Raw genomic sequence first — 18719 nt, forward strand, 5'->3', positions numbered from 1 at the left:
CACTGCCTCAGGCGGGCGCGTTATGCTTGACCGCCAGGAAATCGCCGACCGTATCGAGGAACAGTTTTGGCGATTGCAGTTGCGGGACATGCGCACATCCCGGAATGACCCTGAGCTTGGCTCTCGGCAAACCGCCTGCCAATTCGTATGACATCGGCGGCGGCGTCGCCTCGTCATATTCGCCGACCACGACGAGCGCCGGCATGGTCACGCTGCGTAGTTCGCCACGAAGATCGAGGCTCGCCAGCGCATCGCAGGCCGCGCAGAACACGTTGAGATCGGTGCGCAGGAATGCATCGCGGCGATCCTGCATCAGCGCGGGATGCTGCGCCTGGAAATCCGGTGCGAACAGCCGGCGCATTGCAATGTCGGTGATCGCGGCGAGCCCTTTCTCGCGTGAAACCCTGGCCATGTTGCGAAACGCCTCGCGACCCGGCTCGGAGAACGCCGCACCGCTGTCGGCGAGGATCAGCCGGCTCGCGATCGCCGGGTGACGCATCGCCATCTGCAGCGCGACGAACCCGCCATAACCATTGCCGAGCACGATGGCCGGCGTGCCATCAGTCGCATCATGCACCGCATCCGCCATCCGGTCGGCAATCGCGGCAAGGCCACCCTCAACCGCGCTCGACCGACCGAATCCCGGTAGTTCCGGCACGATGGTCCGAAACGACCGGGCAAGCTCCGGCACGATCGCATCGAAGCTCGCGCGATCCGACAGCAGCGAGTGAAACAGGACCAACGGCGGCCCCTCGCCCGACTGGGCTGCGTTGACTGTGCGGTTGGCCAAAAGCCTGTCCATCGTCGCTCTCTTTCAAATCGCGCCCGAAATTCGCGCATTTGGGCTCTGAAGCGCCTCTGCGGACGATTGATAAATCAAATCACCCGGATTTCAAGGATTTCAGCTTGACGTGATATTTCACAAACTGCATTTTATGGGCAGGAGACCTAATGAAATGACCCTTCTCCGCGAGAATATCTACGAAAGCCTTCGGTCTGATATTTTATCGTGTCAGTTTGCTCCCGGTGATGAAATACGAGAGCAGGATCTGGCCCAGCGTTACGCCGTCAGCCGCCAGCCGGTCCGGGACGCCCTGCTACGGCTCGAGCGCGAGCACCTCGTGACGGTGCAGCCCCGCCAGGGTTACCGGGTCAATCCGATCTCGCTGTCCGACGCCCGCGATCTGCTGCGCTTCCGCCTTGCGCTCGAGCCGGCCTGCGTCGCCGAAGCAATCGAAAGCGCGCCCGACAGCATCTTGAAATCACTCGACGAATTCCGCCGCTTCTCCGGCAGCCATGAGGACTTCATCACCTACAATCGCGGCTTCCACTCGGCGCTGGCGCACGCATCGGGCAACCGCCGCATGGCGACCACGCTCTGCGACCTGATCGGCCAGGCCGATCGGCTGGTGCGCGTCAGCGTCTCCAATCTCAAGGGCCACGACCCGGCGAAGCTCGTCGCCGAGCATGTCGCATTGATCGACGCCATGCAGCAGCGCGAGGCGCGCACGGCGGCCCGCATCATCAAGGCTCACATCGCGGCAACCGAAAAGCGCGTGCTGCCGGCACTCAAGCGCAACGCCGTCATCGTCGAAGAGAGGTCATCATGAACATTCCGTCGAAGCCCGCGACGATCGACGTCGAGATCCACGGCAACTTCATCGACGGACGCGAGGTCGAGGCCGGAGACGGCGAGATGCTCGACGTCCGCAATCCCGCGACCGGCGACGTCATCGCCCGGATTCCGAATTCGACCGCCGCGGATATCGACCGTGCGATGAAGAGCGCTCGGGCCGCGTTCGAAGGCAAGGCGTGGGGCGGGATGGACACGAGGGCGCGCGCCCGGCTCGTCAACAGGCTCGCCGACGCGTTCGAGGCCAATCTCGACACGCTGTACCGGCTGGAGACGTTGAACAACGGCCGTCCCGTCAACGAAACCCGCGCGCAGCTGTCGCGCCTGCCGGATTTCTTCCGCTACTTCGCCGGACTCGCGCTATCGCGCCGTGATTCCGTCATTCCGGTCGAAGGCGCGTATCTGAACTACACCCTGCGCACGCCGATCGGAATCGTCGCCAACTGCACGCCCTTCAATCATCCGCTCATGATCTTGTGCAAGTCGCTTGCCGTCGTACTGGCGACCGGGTGCGTCACCGTGGTCAAGCCATCGGAATACACGCCGCTGACGACACTAAAACTCGCCCAGATCTTCAGCGAGGCCGGACTGCCTCCCGGCGTCTTCAACATCGTGCTTGGTCTCGGCCAGAGCGCCGGCAAAATGCTCGCCGAGCATGGCGACATCAACAAGCTTGTGCTGACCGGCGGGACCGAAGCCGGCCGCATCGCGGGCAGCGCCGCGGCCAAGGTGTTCGCGCACCAGACCATGGAGCTCGGCGGCAAGACGCCGGTGATGATATTCGACGATTTCGACGTCGACCGCGCCGTCAACTATGCCGCGTTCGGCGCCTTCATCGGCGCCGGCCAAACCTGCGTTTGCGCGTCGCGCCATATCGTGCAGGCCTCGATCTACGACGAGTTCGTCAAAAAGCTGCAGGCCAAGACCCGTACCATCCGCATTGGCGATCCGTTCGATCCGAACACACAGCTTGGGCCGGTGATCTCGGCGCGCCAGCGCGACCGCGTTCTCAGCTATGCGCGCTACGGTCATGAAGACGGCGCGCGGCTGCTCACCGGCGGCGTGGCTGCAAAGGTCGCGGGCCACGACAACGGCTATTTCGTCGAACCGACCGTGTTCGCCGACGTCAAATCCGACATGCGGATCTTCCAGGAGGAGGTGTTCGGCCCCTTCACCTCGGTGACCCCATTCAAGGACGAGGCCGACGCGCTCCGGCTCGCCAACGATTCGCCCTTTGGCCTCGCCGCCGCCATTCGCACCCGCGACGTCGCGCGTGCGCATCGCGTGGCCGCCGCGGTCAAGGCGGGGATCGTCTGGATCAACGATCACCACCGGCTCGATCCGGCCTCGCCCTGGGGCGGCGTTGACGATTCCGGCATCGGCCGGGAATGCGGCACCGAGAGCTTCGACGACCATTTCAACACCAAGAGCGTGATGGTCGCGACCCACGAACAGCCGTTCGATTGGTACCGCGACACGGCCAGCCAGCGCCGCTTGAACTAGCCGCAGTCGAGCAAAGCGGCAAACCGCCCACAGATGGCGGGCCGCATCACCGAGGAAACAGTCAAGGGGAGAGCGTATATGTCGACATCGGTCAATGCCGGGAGCCGCCTCGATCGGCTCCCGATCGGACCATTCCATCGCCGGATCATGATCCTGATCGGGATCGGAATGTTCTTCGACGGTTTCGACATCTATATCGCCGGCACCGTGCTCGGCGTGACGCTGAAAACCGGGTTCTCGACGCTCGCCCAAAACGCCGCGTTCATCTCCGCAACCTTCGTCGGCATGATGCTCGGATCGTTCGGCACCGGCTTCCTCGGCGACCGTTATGGACGACGTTTCACCTACCAGTTCAATTTGCTGCTGTTCGGTATCGCGTCCCTGGCGGCGGCGTTTGCGCCAAACATGGCCTTTCTGATTGCCTGCCGTTTCGTGATGGGCGTCGGTCTCGGCGCCGAAAATGTTGTCGGCTATTCCACGATGACCGAGTTCGTGCCGGCCCGGAGCCGCGGCAAGTGGCTCGGCTTCACCGCCGTCTGCGTCGTGACCGGCCTGCCCATCGCGTTGCTGGTCGCATCGGTCGTCGTCCCGCAATTCGGCTGGCGCGCGATGTTCGTGCTGGGCGGCGTCGGCGCCTTGATCGTCTGGTACCTGCGCAAGTCGCTGCCGGAGTCGCCGCGCTGGCTGGAGGCGGTGGGACGCACCGCCGAGGCCGAGGCGCTGATGCAGGCGATCGAGAAGGAAGCTTCCCAGGGGCAGCCCTTGCCGGCGCCCGCGGCTGCAACGCCGGCACCGGTTTCGCCCGATCTCGCCACGCTGTTCACTGCGCCGCTGCTGTCCCGCATGATCGTCGGCGCGGTATGCCTGATTACCATCAATACGCTGCTCTACGGCTTCGTGACCTGGCTGCCGGTGTTCTTCATCAAGCAGGGCCTCTCCGTCGCGACCTCGTTCGGCTACTCGCTGCTGATGGCGCTTGGCGCGCCGATCGGCTCGGCGATCGGCGCCCTGACCGCCGACCGCTGGGGCCGCAAGCCCACGATCATCGGCGCGTCGCTGATCTCGATCATCCTCGGCGTCATCTATCCGATGATCTCGGATCCGTTCCTGCTGCCGGCCGTCGGCTTCGCACTGACCGTGCCGATCTATGTCCTGGTCGCGCTGTTGTTCGGCATCTATATTCCCGAACTGTTCCCGACCGAGGTACGGTTGCGGGCATCCGGCATAGTCAACACACTCGGTCGAGGTGCCACCATCGTGACACCATTCCTGGTCGTGATGCTGTTCGAAGCGCGCGGCGTCGCCGGCGTGATGGCCCTGATGATCGGACTGCTCATCGTGCAGATCATCACCGTATGGGCGCTCGGTATCGAGCCGCGGCACCGCAGCCTCGAGGAGCTCAAGGGCGAGGACTCACCATCCGCAATCCCGCAGGAAGCTTCGTGACACGCAGCGAGCTTTCTTCGCTACAAGCAGCTTTGACGGCGCGGGATACCCGCGCCGTTCGCGTCACTCCCACATCTCCGGCGTGACACGCCCGGCGAAGCCGCAGTCGATGACCCGCTCCTGTGGATTGCGATCGACGATCAACCGCAGCAGGTCGGGGCGCGAATAATGACCGCCGATATCGCACAGCGCCTTGGCGGCGAGCACGGCCTCCCGCGATCCGTCCGCGATCAGGATGGTCTCGCCCTGCGCCGGACCTGCGATGACCTCGCCGCGCGGATCGATGATGACGCTGTCACCGCTGTACTCGATCGTCGAGAGCTCGCGGTAGCGTTCCGGTGTCGCTTCGTGCGAGCGCATGCCGCCGACGGCGATGACGTAGCAGCCGGCTTGCGAGGCGAACGCGCGCGACAGCAACAACTGCCGCGGCCAGAGCGGCGTCGGCGACGGTGGCGCCACCGCAGGCTCCCGCCCCGGCCACGCGGCGACGTGGATCTGCGTTCCCTGCGCGGCCAGCGCATAGCCGGGCAGCATCGTGTTGTGTTCCCAGCAATTGAGGCCGCTGATCCGGCCATAGGGCCGCTCATGCACGCGCAGCCCCGCCGCGTCGCCGTCGGCCCACACCGAGCGCTCGTTGAAGGTGGGCTTCAGCTTGCGATGGCGGCCGAGCAGCCGTCCCTCGCGGCCGATGAACAGCAGCGTGCAGTAGACCGTGCCCTTGGTCACGGCATCACGTTCGGCGACGCCGATCACGACATCCAGTCCCGCCGCCTCGGCGGCGGCGCAGAGCCGGTCGGTCGCGGGCGAGGGAATCTCGACCGCGTTGTCGAGATATTCGGCCATCGCGCGAAACGTGCTCGGCCCGGTCGGCGCGTGACAGAAGAAGGGATAGCCGGGCAGCCAGGTCTCACCGAAGGCAGCGATCGTCGCTCCCATGGCGCCAGCCTCGCCGATCAGGCGGCAGGCCTTCTCCACCGAGGCGTCGCGATCGAATGGCACCGCGGCGGCCTGGACCGCCGCGAGCCTGAAATGCGTGTCAGATGTCATGGCTGTGCCCGCGTCAATCGACGCCCTTGCGGACAGCGTCGAGCGCGCCCGCAAGCAACTCCAGCGCCTTGACGCGCCGCCGTCGCGCCAGACGCGCCTCGCCGACCCTGCGCTCGTGCTCGCCGGCGATGAAGGCCTGGATGTCCGGCAGCGGACGAATGACGCCACGGCTGCCCCACTGGCCGTCGGGGATCTCGGTCGGAAACACCCAGACCTGCGGCGCCACATCCTCGAACGAACCGCCGACGGCGCGTACCACTGCATCGGTGACGTCCTTCACCAACGCCGCGCGCGAGGCTTCGGTGTACTGGCCTTCCGGCACGGTCGGGACAATCCGGTAACGCGGCGAGGGCGACGGCTGGCCCGCCACATAAACGGCGGCCGGCCGATGCAGGAAGACAACGGTGACGCCTTGGGCAACCTTGTTCGCCGGATCGAACCCTTCGTGACCGATCAGGATATCGCCGAGCTCCTTGATGAGCCGCGCTTCCGCTTCCGGCTTCAGGGCTCCTTCGGGAATTGTCACGTCGATCATCGGCATTTGAGAGACCTCCTGTTGTTGACAGCACGAGGTCTATGCGCGGCGCGCTCCCGGCAGCAGTGGTAGTATCGCCATTCTCAGGGCAAATTCGGACACGGCGCTCTCAGCTCGCGGCGGCCCTGCGCACGAACCGGCGCTGGTATTCGCGTGGCGAGAGCCCGGTTTCGCGCTTGAACAGACGACGGAAGGTCGACTGATCGTCGTAGCCGACGCGCGCGCTGACCGCGTCGAGCTTCAGCCGCGTGGTTTCGATCAGGCGCTTGGCCACATCGACACGCAACGCTTGCAGATATTGCAGGGGTGCCTCGCCGACCGCCAGCTTGAAGCGGCGGTTCAGGGTGCGCTCGCTGACCGAAAGGTCGCGGGCCAACCTGGCCAGACTGAAGCCCTGTTGCAGCGACTTCTCCATCATGCTCTGCGCCCGCGCCACCAGCGCGTCGGAGTGCTGCGTGTCACGCGCGCGGCTGGCATAGGGTGCCTGCGAGACGCGATTGCTGTCGATCAACATCAGCTTGCCGGTCTCGGCGGCCACGTCGGCACCGGCGAATTTCTCGACCAGCCGAAGCGCGAGATTGAGCGAGGTGGTCACCGCGCCCGAGCAGACAATGCGGTTCTGCTCGGTGAGGATCTCGGCGACGCGCAGATCCACCGCCGGATAGCGCATCGCGAATGTCCGCCCCTTGGCCCAATGGGTGGTGGCAACCCGGCCGTCGAGCAGCCCGGCCTCGGCGAGGATGAAGCTGCCGGTGCAATAGGAGGCGAGCAAAGTGCCGCGCTCATGCTGCCACCGCAGCGCCGCGAGCAGCGGCTCGACGGTATCGAGCCGCGCGAAGAACCGCTCGATATCGCCGACGAACGGTCCCGGGATCACCACCGCGTCCGCCGAAGACCGCGCGCCAATCGATCCATCGACGCCGATGACCTGGCCGGACGCCGTCTGGACCGGCCGGCCACTCAAGGACTCGACGCGCCACCGCAGCTGGGACGGCTTGCCGTTGTGACGCCGCGGCCGCCGCGCCGTCACCGAATTGGCAGCGGTGAACACGTCGACAATCCCCGCCACACCCGAAGCGAGGATGCCGTCATAGACCCAGATCCGGATGAGTGGCATGGCGTGTCCGATCTTGCACAATATGGTGCAATTCTGCCATTGCATGGGCGACCGGACAAGCCGGCGCTGTCGGCGCGCCGAATGTGACGCGCTGCGTGACTGCCGGACGGGCAACTCGGCACAAACCTGTCAACTCGGACAAACCATGTCGCAAGAATGCGGGCGTATGACTCACAAACCGTGCCGCACACTCACTGTCGTCCCGGCCTAGTGCGCTATTGCGCACGGGGGGCCGGGACCCATAACCACCGACGGGAATTGTTATGCGCGATTGCAACGACGCGTCCCGCCTGCAACATCCGCCGCGGCGTATGGGTCCCGGCCTTCGCCGGGACGACAGATGTATATGCGGGCCGTTCGCCGTGCACCCCGTTCACATCACCCGCGCAAATCTCCGAAAGCCCGGCGCGCCGGTCATCGCCTCGAAGGCGGCGTCGCGCTTCTCTTCGGCGAAGGCGAAGCCGGCCTTGGCATAGCAGCGTTCGGCCGCGTCGTTGCCGATCAGGAACGAGATCGATGCCCGCGCGTAACCGGCCGCCTTGCCGTCGGCGAGTGCGCGGCGGATCAAGTCCTGCACCAGACCGCCGCTGCGATGGGACACTTGTCGGGCGACATGCTCGATCAGCCAGTCGCCCTCGCCGCCTTGCACCCAGCAGTTACGGGCATAGCCGCCGCGCGCAACGATGGCATCGGCATCCATGCCGGTCTCTGCTGCGACTTCCTCGATCGCCGCACGTGCCGCGACGACCGTTCCGAATGCCGGCATCGCGCACAGCGCGGCAGCCGGCGCGCCATCGACTTCAGCGATCAGGAAATGGGCGACGTGATACCATGACCGCACCCGCGCCACGGCAAGCCGCGTCATGAACGCCAGGCACTCCGCCTCGCCCCGGTCGAGCGCGATGTCGAACCAGCCGCGTGGCAACGGGCCGCGCTGCGCGGCCAGCACGATGCGGGCGATGAAGCCGGCATCGTCGGATCGTGCGGGACGGATCAAGGATCGTCCCGCGCCGATCATCTCAGGTGTTCTTCAGTGCGACGCGGAATTCGGCCTCGGTCTTGGCCTTGACCTCGTCGAGCGTGACGCCGTCGGCAAGCTCGATCAGCGCCATGCCGTCCTTGCCGTGCTTGTCGATGGTGAACACCGCAAGGTCGGTGACGACCATGTCGACCACACGCTCGCCGGTCAGCGGCAGGTTGCACTGCTTGAGCAGCTTGGGGCCGTCCTTGGCGGAATGCTCCATCACGACCACGACGCGCTTGACGCCGGCGACGAGGTCCATGGCGCCGCCCATGCCCTTCACCATCTTGCCGGGGATCATCCAGTTGGCGAGGTCGCCGTTCTGCGCCACCTGCATGGCGCCGAGGATCGACAGATCGATATGGCCGCCGCGCACCATGCCGAAGGAATCGGCCGACGAGAAATAGCTGGTCGAGGGCAGCTCGCTCACCGTCTGCTTGCCGGCGTTGATGAGGTCGGCGTCCACCTCGTCCTCATAGGGGAACGGGCCCATGCCGAGCATGCCGTTCTCGCTCTGCAGGCTGACGTCGATGCCGTCGGGAATGTAGTTCGAGACCAGCGTCGGAATGCCGATGCCGAGATTGACGTAATAGCCGTCGCGCAACTCCTTGGCGGCGCGGGCGGCCATCTGTTCACGGGTCCAGGCCATGAGGCTCTCCTGAAGGATTATGTTTTAGGCGGCGGGACGCGGACGGGTGTTGCGGAACTCGATCCGCTTCTTGCCGGTCCCGACCTCGATGATGCGTTTGACGAAGATGCCGGGGGTGTGGATGTGGTCCGGATCGATCTCGCCGGCCGGCACCAGGTGCTCGACCTCGGCGACGGTGACCTTCGCCGCGGTGGCCATCATCGGGTTAAAGTTGCGCGCGGTCTTGCGGTAGACGAGGTTGCCGGCGGTGTCGCCCTTCCAGGCATGGACGATGGCGACGTCGGCGAACAGGCCGCGCTCCATGATGTACTTCTCGCCGTCGAATTCCTTCACTTCCTTGCTCTCGGCGATCAGCGTGCCGACGCCGGTCTTGGTGTAGAAGGCCGGGATTCCGGCGCCGCCGGCGCGGATGCGCTCGGCCAGCGTGCCCTGCGGGTTGAACTCGAGCTCGAGCTCGCCGGCGAGATACTGCTGGGCGAACAGCTTGTTCTCGCCGACATAGGACGAGATCATCTTCTTGATCTGGCGCGTCTCCAGCAGCCGGCTGAGGCCGATGCCGTCGACGCCGGCATTGTTGGAGACGACCGTGAGGCCCTTTACGCCGGAGTCGCGGATTGCGTCCGACAGGGTCTCGGCGATGCCGCAGAGGCCGAAGCCGCCCGACATGATCATCATGCCGTCCTTGAGGAGACCATCGAGTGCCGATTTGGCGTCGGGATAAACTTTGTTCATGCAGCGAATACCTGATGGAGGGCGCGGAACGGCTGTGGCAAAGCGGATTATTAGGCGAAATCTTCGCAGTGCGTCAATCACGGCCGGGTGCGGCGACGGGCGGCGGCCTGCGGCAATCAACATGGCCTTGAAAGCGACAAGAAAACCCTTCAAGTTGCGTGGGTTGGCAGGGGTCTCCGGCGAGAGCCCGCTGTGTTCGACGACGACCCGACAAAACTCAACCCGACCCGGATATGTCATTGACGATGGCCCAAGGAATTAAGCGCCTGGGGATGCCGATCGCGGCGCTTTTCGGCCTGGCGCTGGTCGGGCTGGTCGGAACGTCGTGGTTCCTCAACCGGGACGCGCTGCAGCGGGCCGTGGAAGCGCAGATCCGCGCCGTGACCGGGCTCGAGCTCGTCGTCAACGGCCCGATCGACGTCTCGGTTTTTCCGGGCAGCTACGTCTCCTTTCATAATGTCGGGCTGAAGGGCGCCGATACCATCGGTCCCGCCCTACAGGTCGACGTGCTGACCGCCAATCTGCGCCTGCTGCCGCTGTTGCTGCGGCGGTTCGAGATTGCCGACGTCATGATGCTCCGTCCGCATATCCATGTGGTCCGCGACGGCGCCGGCGAGAGCAACTGGACGCCGTTCGTCGAGACCATCGCCAAGGCGATGACGCCCGGCGCCGAGAATCAGGTGTCGTTCTCCGAAATCCGGATCCAGGACGGCGAGCTGAACTACCAGGACGGTACCAACAATATTTCCGAACAGCTTGGCGATATCGACCTGTCGCTGGCCTGGCCCTCGATCTCGCGTTCCTTTGCCGCAACCGGCCAGTTCGACTGGCGCGGCGAGCGCGTCGACGGCTCGATCAGCGCCAGCGACTTCGTCGCGCTGCTGTCGGGCGACCGCTCCGGTCTGAAGGCGCGGCTTGCCAGCGCGCCGCTGAAGGTTGCTTTCGACGGAACCGTCGCCAACCGCACCAGCCTGATGATGGAAGGCGTCGCCACCATGGACAGCCCGTCGCTGCGCAACGCGTTGCGCTGGATGGGACAGGCCCCGCCCGGCGGCGGTGGCGGCTTCGGCCGCTTCGCGCTGAAGGCCCGTGCCAATGTGGTCGGCGGCTCGGTCGCGCTCACCAACGTCAATGTCGAGCTCGACGGCAACGTCGCCGAAGGCGTGATGACCTACGCCAATAACGGCCGGCAGACGCTGCAGGCGACGCTTGCCGCCGGAAATCTCGATTTCACGCCTTACATCTCGACGTTCCGCCTGCTGGCCAGCGGCCAGCGCGACTGGAACAGGCAGCTGTTCGACCTGTCCTCGCTGTCGTCGACCGATCTCGACATGCGCCTGTCGGCGGCCAAGGTCACAGTCGGCCCGTCCAAGCTCGGCCGCACCGCGTTCGGCGCCAATCTGCGCGGCGGCGCGCTGGCGCTCAGCGTCGGCGAGGCGCAGATGTATGGCGGCATCGCCAAGGGCTCGTTCGCGATCGCGCGCTCGGATGCGGTCGCCGACGTCAGGGCGCAATTCCAGTTCACCGATGTCGATCTGCAGGCCTGCGCCAGCGAATTGTTCGGCATCAACAAGCTGTCCGGCCGCGGCAACCTCAACGTCTCGCTGACGGCCTCGGGCTCGAGCCCGTTCGGGCTCGCGTCGTCGCTCGACGGCACCGCGACGCTGAACGGGCATGACGGCGCGATCGCGGGCTTCAATGTCGAGCAGCTCTTGAAGCGGCTGGAGAAGCGGCCGCTGTCCGGCGGCGGCAATTTCCGCTCCGGCTCGACGCCCTACGACAATCTCAGCATCTCGGTGAAATTCGCCGACGGCGTCGCGACCGCTGACGACATCCATGTTGAAAGCCCCACGGCGAAGATCGCGCTGACCGGCACCGCCTCGGTGCCGTCGCGCGAGTACGATCTCAAGGGTGTCGCCAGCCTGACCTCGGCATCGGCCGGCGGCAACGGTTTCGATCTGCCCTTCGTGATCCAGGGGCCGTGGGACGATCCGCTGATCTTCCCCGATCCGGAAAGCCTGATCCGCCGCTCGCCGGCCTCCGCCCCGCTGCTCGATGCGGTGAAGGATCGCAAGACCCGCGACGCGGTGCGCTCGGTGATCGAGCGCTTCACCGGCGGCGCCGCACGGCCCGCGGCGGCGCCCGATGCTGCGGCAGGCGCGCCCGGCGGCGCACCGGCGGCGTCGGCCGAGAATGCGAAGTCGAACTGATCGAATCCATTCACTTTGCGCATCGATGCACCGGGACCGATCCACGCGCTCGCCGCAAACCCCTACACAAGTCGGCGGCGCGACATCTTTATCGGGTCACGGGCATGCGCTAGTGTTTTCTCCAACCGGTTAAAAAGCCGGCCTCATGAGGGAGAACAACGTGAGATCCAAGGTTATCGGTGCGCTATCAATTGCGGTCGCCGCGGTCGGCCTGTTTGCCGCAACTGCACCTGCTCTCGCCCAGGGCAAGACGATCACCGTCTGGTGGGGCAAGGGATTTTACAAATCCGAAGACGACGCGCTGCTCGAGACGATCAAGAAATTCGAAGCCAAGACCGGCATCAAGGTCGAACTGTCGCAATACGCGATCCAGGACATGATTCCGAAGACGGTCGCCGCGCTCGATTCCGGCACCGTGCCCGACGTCGCCTATTCCGACTCCTACGACGTGCAGGCGCAGGGCAAATGGGCCTATGAAGGCAAGCTCGAGGATCTCTCCGACATCCTGCTGCCGATGAAGGATGCGTTCGCGCCGAACACGCTGGAGACGGCGCTGCTCTACAACGACGTCGCCAAGAAGAAGGCCTATTACGGCTTCCCGCTGAAGCAGCAGAGCATGCACGTCCAGATCTGGGGCGACATGCTCGAGAAGGCCGGCTTCAAGGCCGCCGACATCCCAACCAAGTGGGAGGATTACTGGTCGTTCTGGTGCGACAAGGTGCAGCCGGCAATCCGCAAGGCGACCGGCCAGCGCATCTACGGCGTCGGCCAGCCGATGGGCGTGGAATCCACCGACTCGTTCCAGTCGTTCTACACCTTCATGGACGCCTATCACGTCAAGCTGGTCGACGACGACGGCAAGCTCTTGGTCGACGATCCCAAGGTGCGCGACGGGTTGATTCATGCGCTGAAGGACTACACCGACACCTACATCAAGGGCTGCTCGCCGCCCTCCTCCACGACCTGGAAGGATCCGGACAACAACGTCGCGTTCCACAACAAGACGATCGTGATGACCCACAACTTCACGATCTCGATCGCGGCGAAGTGGTTCGAGGATTCCACCAACCCGGCGCTGACCGACGCGCAGCGCGCCGCCGGCAAGCAGGCCTATGAGCAGGACATCATCACCGCGTCCTTCCCGAAGGCGCCGGACGGATCGACGATCCGCTACCGATCCGACGTCAAGACCGGGCTGATCTTCGCCAACGCCAAGAACAAGGCGGAAGGCAAGCAGTTCATTGCCTTCCTGATGCAGGAAGACAATTTGCGGCCCTATGTCGAGGGCGCGCTCGGCCGCTGGTTCCCGGTGACCAAGGCAAGCCAGGCGAGCCCGTTCTGGCAGGCTGACCGGCATCGCAAGGCGGTCTACAATCAGTTCACCGGCGGCACCGCGCCGTTCGACTTCACCAAGAACTGGAAGTTCACCATCCTGAACAACGAGAACGTCTGGGCCAAGGCCATGAACCGCGTCGTCAGCGAAAAGGTGCCGGTGGACAAGGCCGTCGACGAACTGATCGCCCGCATCAAGCAGGTCGCGGGGTAGACGTTGCAAGACCAGCTGCCGCGGCACATTTCTCTGGTCGTCCCTGCGAAAGCAGGGACCCATACGCCGCGGCGGTGATTTGAAACATGCTGGTCACCGGCTTTCGTGCAATAACGAAAGCCGGTGGTTATGGGTCCCTGCTTTCGCAGGGACGACAGGGTAGGCGTAGGCGCAAGCGGTAGCTTGCTCAAAGAGTAACCGAATGGCGATCACACTCTCCGCATCCGATGTCCCCTCGCCGCCGTTGCCGGCGCGGCTGTCGCCGCCGCAGGTCTGGGGCATCGTGCTGCTCGCGCCCTATCTGCTCGTCTTCCTCGCCTTCGTGGTCTATCCGGTCGGCTACGGCCTGTGGCTGGCGCGCCATCCGGCGAGCTATGTCGCGCTCTATCACGACCCGATCTTCGCCCGCGCGGCGATCAATACGCTGATCTTCCTGGTCATCGGCATCAACATCAAGATGCTGATCGCATTGTTCCTGTCCGGCTTCTTCGCCCAGCAGCGGCCCTGGATCAGGTGGCTGTCTGTCATCTTCATCCTGCCCTGGGCGGTACCCTCGATCCCGACCATCCTGTCGGTGCGCTTCATGCTCAATCCGGAGTGGGGCGTGGTCAACCAGCTGATCTTCAAGTTCACCGGCGACGACGGCCCGAACTGGCTGAACGATCCCTCGGTCGCGCTGGCGATGGCGATCGGCGTGCACATCTGGAAGTCGCTGCCGTTCTGGACGCTGATCCTTTTGACCGGACGGCTCGCCATCTCGCACGATCTGTACGAAGCCTCCGACGTCGACGGCGCCAACTGGTGGCAGAAATTCCGCTACATCACCTGGCCGTCGATGCAGACGCTCTATGTCACCTGCACGCTGCTCTCGATGATCTGGACGCTCGGCGACTTCAACAGCGTCTATTTGCTCACCGGCGGCGGCCCCGCCGACCTCACCCACGTGCTGTCGACCCTCGGCATCCGCTATCTGCGCCTCGACCAGCTCTCGCTGGCGATGGCCTCGATCGTCTGCGCGATGCCGTTCGTGCTGCCGCTGGTCTATTACATGATGAAACGGTTGTCGCGATGAAGCTGCCCACCCTCCGCGAAGTCGGCACCGAAGCCAAGCTGCTCCTGATCGGCATCCCGGTCTTCATCTGGACCATGATCCCGATCTACCACATGTTCGTGTTCGCGATCTCGCCGAAGGAGGACGCGTTCTCCGGCAAGGTGTGGCCGACGCATCCGACGCTGCATAATTTCGAGATCGTGTTCAACCAGCAGCACTACTTCCTGCGCGACTTCTGGATCCAGTTCTGGAATTCGACCGTAATCGCGCTCGCGGTCGGCGCGCTGACGCTGTTCGTCGCCACCGCCGCCGCGTTCTCGATCTCGCGGCTGCGCGTACCGGGCGGCCGCGCCGTGATGAACATGGCGCTCTTCACCTATTTCATCCCGGCTGCGTTCCTCGCCGTGCCGATGTACCGCACCATGGGCAATTACGGCCTGCTCAACAATCACTGGTCGCTGATCCTCGCGATGGTGACGATCGCCGCGCCCTACGCGATTTGGGTCCTGAAACAGGCCTCCGACAAGCTGCCCGTCGAGCTCGACGAGGCCGCGACGATGGACGGCGCCACCACGCTTCAGCTGTTCCGCCTGGTCTATGTGCCCTTGATGATGCCCTCGCTGGTCGCGGTCGGCACCTATGCGATCCTGCTCGCGTGGAACGAATATCTCTACGCGTTCCTGCTGCTGTCGAAGGACACCGACATCACCCTGCCGGTCGCGCTCGGCAACTTCCTCGCCGCCGACGACTCGCCGTGGGAGTTGTTGATGACCACGGGGTTCATCTACGCGCTGCCGCCGGCCGCGGTCTATTACGCCTTCAAGCGCTACATGGTTGGCGGATTGACCGCAGGCGCCGTCAAGTCGTGAAGCCAGAGCGTTTTCGAGCGAAGCGGACGTGAGGTGAGCACGCTGCCCAGGCTCCCTCCCCCCTTGCGGGGGAGGGTGGGGAGAGGGGTGCCCCCGAGTGAGATGATTGACGCGGGCGTCGGTCTCGCAATCTCGATCGCGCTTCGTTGAAGCGCTGAACGGAGAGAGTGCGCCGTGCACTACCCCTCTCCCCAACCCTCCCCCGCAAGGGGGGAGGGAGCCCTTCCGCCGGTGGCTCCCTTGCACGGAGATGTTTCGCGCAAGGAAAAAGCGTCAAAACAAGAATCTACAACGGCGCGGCGCTCTCGCCGCGCGCGCTCGACAGTTTCGAGGCGAACGAGGCGACCACGATGATCACGGCGATCAGCGCAATCACCAGCGTGCAGATCGCGTTGATCTCGGGTTTTACGCCGAGCCGGACCTCGGAATAGATCCGGATCGGCAGCGTCGCCGAGCCCGGGCCGGTGGTGAAGCTCGCGATCACGACGTCGTCGAGCGACAGCGTAAAGGCCAGCATCCAGCCGGCGACGATAGCCGGCACGATCAGCGGCAGCGTCACCAGGAGGAACGCCCGCACCGGATCGCAGCCGAGGTCCATCGCGGCTTCCTCCAAACTGCGGTCGAGCGTGGAGAGGCGCGACTGCACCACGACGGTGACGAAGCACATCGTCAGCGTGGTGTGGGCGATCGTCACCGTCCAGAACCCGCGCTCGGCGTTGAGCGCCACGAACAACAACAGCAGCGACAGGCCGGAGATCACCTCCGGCATCACCAGCGGCGAGTACAGCATCCCGGAGAACAGCGCCCGCCCCCGGAACCGCTCGCCGCGCGCCAGCCCGACCGCCGCCAGCGTGCCCAGCAGTGTCGCCAGCGTCGCCGACACCGCGGCGACCGACAGGCTCATCCACGCCGCCTCCAGCATGGCGCGATCGCCGAAGAATTCGCGATACCAGCGCAGCGACCAGCCGCCCCACACCGTCACCAGCCGCGAGGCGTTGAACGAGTAGATCACGAGGATGACGATCGGCAGATAGAGGAACGCCAGCCCGAGCGCCAGCGACGTCATGTTGAAGCGGGTGAGCCTGGTGACGGTGCGCGCCATCAGCGGCCCGCCTCCAGCTGACGCCGCTGCAGGCGGTCGTAGAGCACGAGCGGCGGCACCAGCAGCAGCAACAAGGCGACCGCGGCGGCCGATGCGACCGGCCAGTCCTTGTTGGTGAAGAACTCGAGCCACAGCGTCTGTCCGATCATCAGCGAGTTGGAACCCGCGAGCAGGTCGGGGATCACGAACTCGCCGACAACAGGGATGAAACAGAGCAGCGCGCCGGCGCCGACGCCGGGCAGCGACAGCGGGAACGTCACCAGCCAGAACGCCTGCAACGGCGAGGCGCCGAGATCGCCCGCGGCCTCCAGCAGCGACGCGTCCATCCTGGAGAGCGTCGCATAGAGCGGCAGGATCATGAACGGCAGATAGGAATACACGATGCCGAGATACATCGCGCTGTCGGTCGACAGCCAGACCACCGGCGTCGAGACAATATGCAGCGCCAGCAGCACCTGGTTGAGCAGGCCGTCATGCTGCAGGATGTTGATCCAGGCATAGATGCGGATCAGGAACGAGGTCCAGAACGGCACGATGACCAGCATCATCGCCACGCCCTGCCAGCGCTGCGGCAACCGCGCCATGCCGTAGGCAATGGGATAACCGATCAGGAGCAGGATCAGCGTCGAGCTCATCGCGACGACGAGGCTGCGCAGATAGGACAGGATGTAGAGATCGTCTGAGATCAGCAGGCGGAAATTGTCGAACGAGAATTGCGCGAACGCCGCGGCCAGCGCCGCGCGGCCCTCGGTGAAATCGAACACCGGCGTATAGGGTGGCTGCGCGATCGCGGTCTGCGACAGGCTGATCTTCAGCACGAAGCCGAACGGCACCAGGAAGAACAGCACCATCCACAGATAGGGCGCGATCGCGGCGAGCCGCGCCGGCCGGGCGAAGATGCGGCGCGCGCTCATTGCTCGAGCACCAGGCAATCGTCGGCAGTGAACCATGCCACCACGCGCTGGCCGGCGAGATAGGCATCGACATCGAGCCGCGCGGTGTTGGCCATCGACGAGCGCACCACCGCGCCCGTCTCGAGCTTCACCCGATAGCTGGTCACGCCGCCGAGATAGTTGACGTCGGTGACGACGCCCTCAAGCCGGTTGATCGCCTGCGACGCGCCCCCATCCGTTGCCGGCGCGCGGCGCGACAGCTTCACCTTCTCGGGGCGGATTGCGACGGCAACGACCTGCTTGGTCACCGGCGGCCACAGCTCGCTGACCGCGAGCGTGCCTGCATCAGCCGTCGCGACCGTCAGGCGCCCATTCTCGCGGGACGTGACCTCGCCGTTGAACAGATTGATGTCGCCGACGAACTCGGCGATCCAGCGCGAGGCCGGCGCCTCGTAGAGATTCCGCGGGGTTGCGACCTGAACCAGACGGCCGGCATCCATCACCCCGATGCGGCCGGCCATCGTCATCGCCTCCTCCTGATCGTGGGTGACGATGATGAAGGTCATGCCGAGCCGGCGCTGCAGCTCCATCAATTCGGCCTGCGTGCTCTCGCGCAGCTTCTTGTCGAGCGCGGCGAGCGGCTCGTCGAGCAGCAGCACCTGCGGGCGCCGCGCCAGCGAGCGCGCCAATGCGACGCGCTGCCGCTGTCCGCCGGAGAGCTGGTCGGGCTTGCGCTTCTCCATTCCCTCAAGCTTGACGAGCGCCACCATCTCGGCGACGCGCGCGGCGATTTCGCCGCGCGCCATGCCGGCACGCTTGAGCCCGAAGGCGATATTGTCGCGCACCGACAGATGCGGGAACAGCGCGTAGTTCTGGAACATCATGTTGACGGGCCGCTCATGCGGCAGCACCTGCGCGATGTCGCTGCCGCCAAGCAGGATGCGGCCCTCGTCCGGCGTCTCGAAGCCGGCGAGCATGCGCAGCAGCGTGGTCTTGCCGCAGCCGCTCGGGCCGAGCAGCGCGAAGAATTCGCCGGCGCGGATATCGAGCGAGAGCTTGTCGACCGCGCGAAAATTGCCGAACGACTTGGCGACGCCCTCGATCCGCAGCAGCGGCATGTCCGAGACGGCCGGTTCAGGCAACGGCCTTGCCGCCTCCGCGCTCGCTTCGCCCGATGTCACGTCCGCAAGTCCCGATTCCCCGTAAGGTCCGATTCTGGTGGCAAGCTAGCGGTGGATCGCCACCGGCTCAACCGCCTCACGGACATCTCCCGCAATATTGTCGGCGTCCGCGCCTCTGCTAGACTTCGCAGCCAAATTCGGGAGGGCAACCGATGATTCACGACCGCTACGGCCTGCCGCTGAC

Annotated in this window: 17 protein-coding genes; 7 read left to right on the top strand and 10 right to left on the bottom strand. The window is 65.1% G+C overall.

The window, feature by feature from the left end; translation table 11 throughout:
• Positions 1 to 7: 7 nt before the first annotated feature.
• Positions 8 to 802: an alpha/beta fold hydrolase gene (locus ACVWYP_RS40635; RefSeq protein ID WP_304497191.1), complete on the bottom strand. Its 795-nt coding sequence runs from the start codon at positions 800 to 802 to the stop codon at positions 8 to 10.
• 154 nt (positions 803 to 956) lie between these two features.
• Here ACVWYP_RS40635 and ACVWYP_RS40640 point away from each other — a divergent pair, with 154 nt between their 5' ends.
• From ACVWYP_RS40640 to ACVWYP_RS40650, 3 genes are all read left to right on the top strand, one after another.
• Positions 957 to 1610: a GntR family transcriptional regulator gene (locus ACVWYP_RS40640; RefSeq protein WP_304497192.1), complete on the top strand. Its 654-nt coding sequence runs from the start codon at positions 957 to 959 to the stop codon at positions 1608 to 1610.
• Positions 1607 to 3136: an aldehyde dehydrogenase gene (locus tag ACVWYP_RS40645; RefSeq protein ID WP_304497193.1), complete on the top strand. Its 1530-nt coding sequence runs from the start codon at positions 1607 to 1609 to the stop codon at positions 3134 to 3136. Before ACVWYP_RS40640 ends, ACVWYP_RS40645 begins: the two co-directional genes overlap by 4 nt.
• Before the next feature lie 78 nt (positions 3137 to 3214).
• A complete protein-coding gene (locus tag ACVWYP_RS40650) occupies positions 3215 to 4582 on the top strand; it encodes an MFS transporter (protein WP_304497194.1) in 1368 nt (455 codons plus the stop codon).
• Between the two features lie 63 nt (positions 4583 to 4645).
• Here the strand turns inward: ACVWYP_RS40650 and ACVWYP_RS40655 are convergent, their stop codons facing one another.
• From ACVWYP_RS40655 to ACVWYP_RS40680, 6 genes are all read right to left on the bottom strand, one after another.
• On the bottom strand, positions 4646 to 5629 hold the full coding sequence (locus tag ACVWYP_RS40655; protein WP_304497195.1) for a carbon-nitrogen hydrolase family protein: 984 nt from the start codon (positions 5627 to 5629) through the stop codon (positions 4646 to 4648).
• Between the two features lie 13 nt (positions 5630 to 5642).
• On the bottom strand, positions 5643 to 6170 hold the full coding sequence (locus tag ACVWYP_RS40660) for a tautomerase family protein (protein WP_304497196.1): 528 nt from the start codon (positions 6168 to 6170) through the stop codon (positions 5643 to 5645).
• A 103-nt stretch (positions 6171 to 6273) separates the two neighbouring features.
• Positions 6274 to 7281, bottom strand: a complete 1008-nt coding sequence (locus ACVWYP_RS40665; protein ID WP_304497197.1) for a GlxA family transcriptional regulator — start codon at positions 7279 to 7281, stop codon at positions 6274 to 6276.
• Between the two features lie 373 nt (positions 7282 to 7654).
• Positions 7655 to 8299: an N-acetyltransferase gene (locus tag ACVWYP_RS40670; RefSeq protein WP_304497198.1), complete on the bottom strand. Its 645-nt coding sequence runs from the start codon at positions 8297 to 8299 to the stop codon at positions 7655 to 7657.
• Between the two features lies 1 nt (position 8300).
• Positions 8301 to 8951, bottom strand: coding sequence for a 3-oxoacid CoA-transferase subunit B (locus tag ACVWYP_RS40675; RefSeq protein WP_018268725.1), 651 nt, complete (start codon positions 8949 to 8951; stop codon positions 8301 to 8303).
• Between the two features lie 24 nt (positions 8952 to 8975).
• Complete coding sequence (locus ACVWYP_RS40680) at positions 8976 to 9683, bottom strand: CoA transferase subunit A (protein WP_304497199.1); 708 nt, start codon at positions 9681 to 9683, stop codon at positions 8976 to 8978.
• 245 nt (positions 9684 to 9928) lie between these two features.
• Here ACVWYP_RS40680 and ACVWYP_RS40685 point away from each other — a divergent pair, with 245 nt between their 5' ends.
• The 4 genes from ACVWYP_RS40685 to ACVWYP_RS40700 all read left to right on the top strand — a co-directional run bounded on the left by ACVWYP_RS40685 (position 9929) and on the right by ACVWYP_RS40700 (position 15359).
• A complete protein-coding gene (locus ACVWYP_RS40685) occupies positions 9929 to 11893 on the top strand; it encodes an AsmA family protein (RefSeq protein ID WP_304497200.1) in 1965 nt (654 codons plus the stop codon).
• A 160-nt stretch (positions 11894 to 12053) separates the two neighbouring features.
• Complete coding sequence (locus tag ACVWYP_RS40690) at positions 12054 to 13439, top strand: ABC transporter substrate-binding protein (protein WP_028340607.1); 1386 nt, start codon at positions 12054 to 12056, stop codon at positions 13437 to 13439.
• A gap of 202 nt (positions 13440 to 13641) precedes the next feature.
• Entirely contained in the window at positions 13642 to 14511 is an 870-nt protein-coding gene (locus tag ACVWYP_RS40695; RefSeq protein ID WP_453945832.1) for a carbohydrate ABC transporter permease, read from the top strand.
• Complete coding sequence (locus tag ACVWYP_RS40700) at positions 14508 to 15359, top strand: carbohydrate ABC transporter permease (protein WP_304497201.1); 852 nt, start codon at positions 14508 to 14510, stop codon at positions 15357 to 15359. Before ACVWYP_RS40695 ends, ACVWYP_RS40700 begins: the two co-directional genes overlap by 4 nt.
• 286 nt (positions 15360 to 15645) lie before the next feature.
• Here the strand turns inward: ACVWYP_RS40700 and ACVWYP_RS40705 are convergent, their stop codons facing one another.
• The 3 genes from ACVWYP_RS40705 to ACVWYP_RS40715 are packed head-to-tail and all read right to left on the bottom strand — an operon-like array spanning position 15646 to position 18472.
• Positions 15646 to 16461, bottom strand: a complete 816-nt coding sequence (locus tag ACVWYP_RS40705; RefSeq protein ID WP_212055751.1) for an ABC transporter permease — start codon at positions 16459 to 16461, stop codon at positions 15646 to 15648.
• Complete coding sequence (locus tag ACVWYP_RS40710; RefSeq protein WP_304497202.1) at positions 16461 to 17375, bottom strand: ABC transporter permease; 915 nt, start codon at positions 17373 to 17375, stop codon at positions 16461 to 16463. The genes ACVWYP_RS40705 and ACVWYP_RS40710 overlap by 1 nt, the downstream gene beginning before the upstream one ends.
• On the bottom strand, positions 17372 to 18472 hold the full coding sequence (locus tag ACVWYP_RS40715) for an ABC transporter ATP-binding protein (RefSeq protein WP_304500403.1): 1101 nt from the start codon (positions 18470 to 18472) through the stop codon (positions 17372 to 17374). Before ACVWYP_RS40715 ends, ACVWYP_RS40710 begins: the two co-directional genes overlap by 4 nt.
• Positions 18473 to 18719: the final 247 nt, after the last annotated feature.

It is taken from the genome of Bradyrhizobium sp. USDA 3262 (genome assembly GCF_054060035.1).

Bases quoted from the DNA above. Each gene is read 5' to 3' on its own strand.
- ACVWYP_RS40635 (WP_304497191.1), bottom strand. From the start codon at position 802: ATGGACAGGCTTTTGGCCAACCGCACAGTCAACGCAGCCCAGTCGGGC.
- ACVWYP_RS40640 (WP_304497192.1), top strand. From the start codon at position 957: ATGACCCTTCTCCGCGAGAATATCTACGAAAGCCTTCGGTCTGATATT.
- ACVWYP_RS40645 (WP_304497193.1), top strand. From the start codon at position 1,607: ATGAACATTCCGTCGAAGCCCGCGACGATCGACGTCGAGATCCACGGC.
- ACVWYP_RS40650 (WP_304497194.1), top strand. From the start codon at position 3,215: ATGTCGACATCGGTCAATGCCGGGAGCCGCCTCGATCGGCTCCCGATC.
- ACVWYP_RS40655 (WP_304497195.1), bottom strand. From the start codon at position 5,629: ATGACATCTGACACGCATTTCAGGCTCGCGGCGGTCCAGGCCGCCGCG.
- ACVWYP_RS40660 (WP_304497196.1), bottom strand. From the start codon at position 6,170: ATGCCGATGATCGACGTGACAATTCCCGAAGGAGCCCTGAAGCCGGAA.
- ACVWYP_RS40665 (WP_304497197.1), bottom strand. From the start codon at position 7,281: ATGCCACTCATCCGGATCTGGGTCTATGACGGCATCCTCGCTTCGGGT.
- ACVWYP_RS40670 (WP_304497198.1), bottom strand. From the start codon at position 8,299: ATGATCGGCGCGGGACGATCCTTGATCCGTCCCGCACGATCCGACGAT.
- ACVWYP_RS40675 (WP_018268725.1), bottom strand. From the start codon at position 8,951: ATGGCCTGGACCCGTGAACAGATGGCCGCCCGCGCCGCCAAGGAGTTG.
- ACVWYP_RS40680 (WP_304497199.1), bottom strand. From the start codon at position 9,683: ATGAACAAAGTTTATCCCGACGCCAAATCGGCACTCGATGGTCTCCTC.
- ACVWYP_RS40685 (WP_304497200.1), top strand. From the start codon at position 9,929: ATGGCCCAAGGAATTAAGCGCCTGGGGATGCCGATCGCGGCGCTTTTC.
- ACVWYP_RS40695 (WP_453945832.1), top strand. From the start codon at position 13,642: ATGGCGATCACACTCTCCGCATCCGATGTCCCCTCGCCGCCGTTGCCG.
- ACVWYP_RS40700 (WP_304497201.1), top strand. From the start codon at position 14,508: ATGAAGCTGCCCACCCTCCGCGAAGTCGGCACCGAAGCCAAGCTGCTC.
- ACVWYP_RS40705 (WP_212055751.1), bottom strand. From the start codon at position 16,461: ATGGCGCGCACCGTCACCAGGCTCACCCGCTTCAACATGACGTCGCTG.
- ACVWYP_RS40710 (WP_304497202.1), bottom strand. From the start codon at position 17,375: ATGAGCGCGCGCCGCATCTTCGCCCGGCCGGCGCGGCTCGCCGCGATC.
- ACVWYP_RS40715 (WP_304500403.1), bottom strand. From the start codon at position 18,472: ATGCCGCTGCTGCGGATCGAGGGCGTCGCCAAGTCGTTCGGCAATTTT.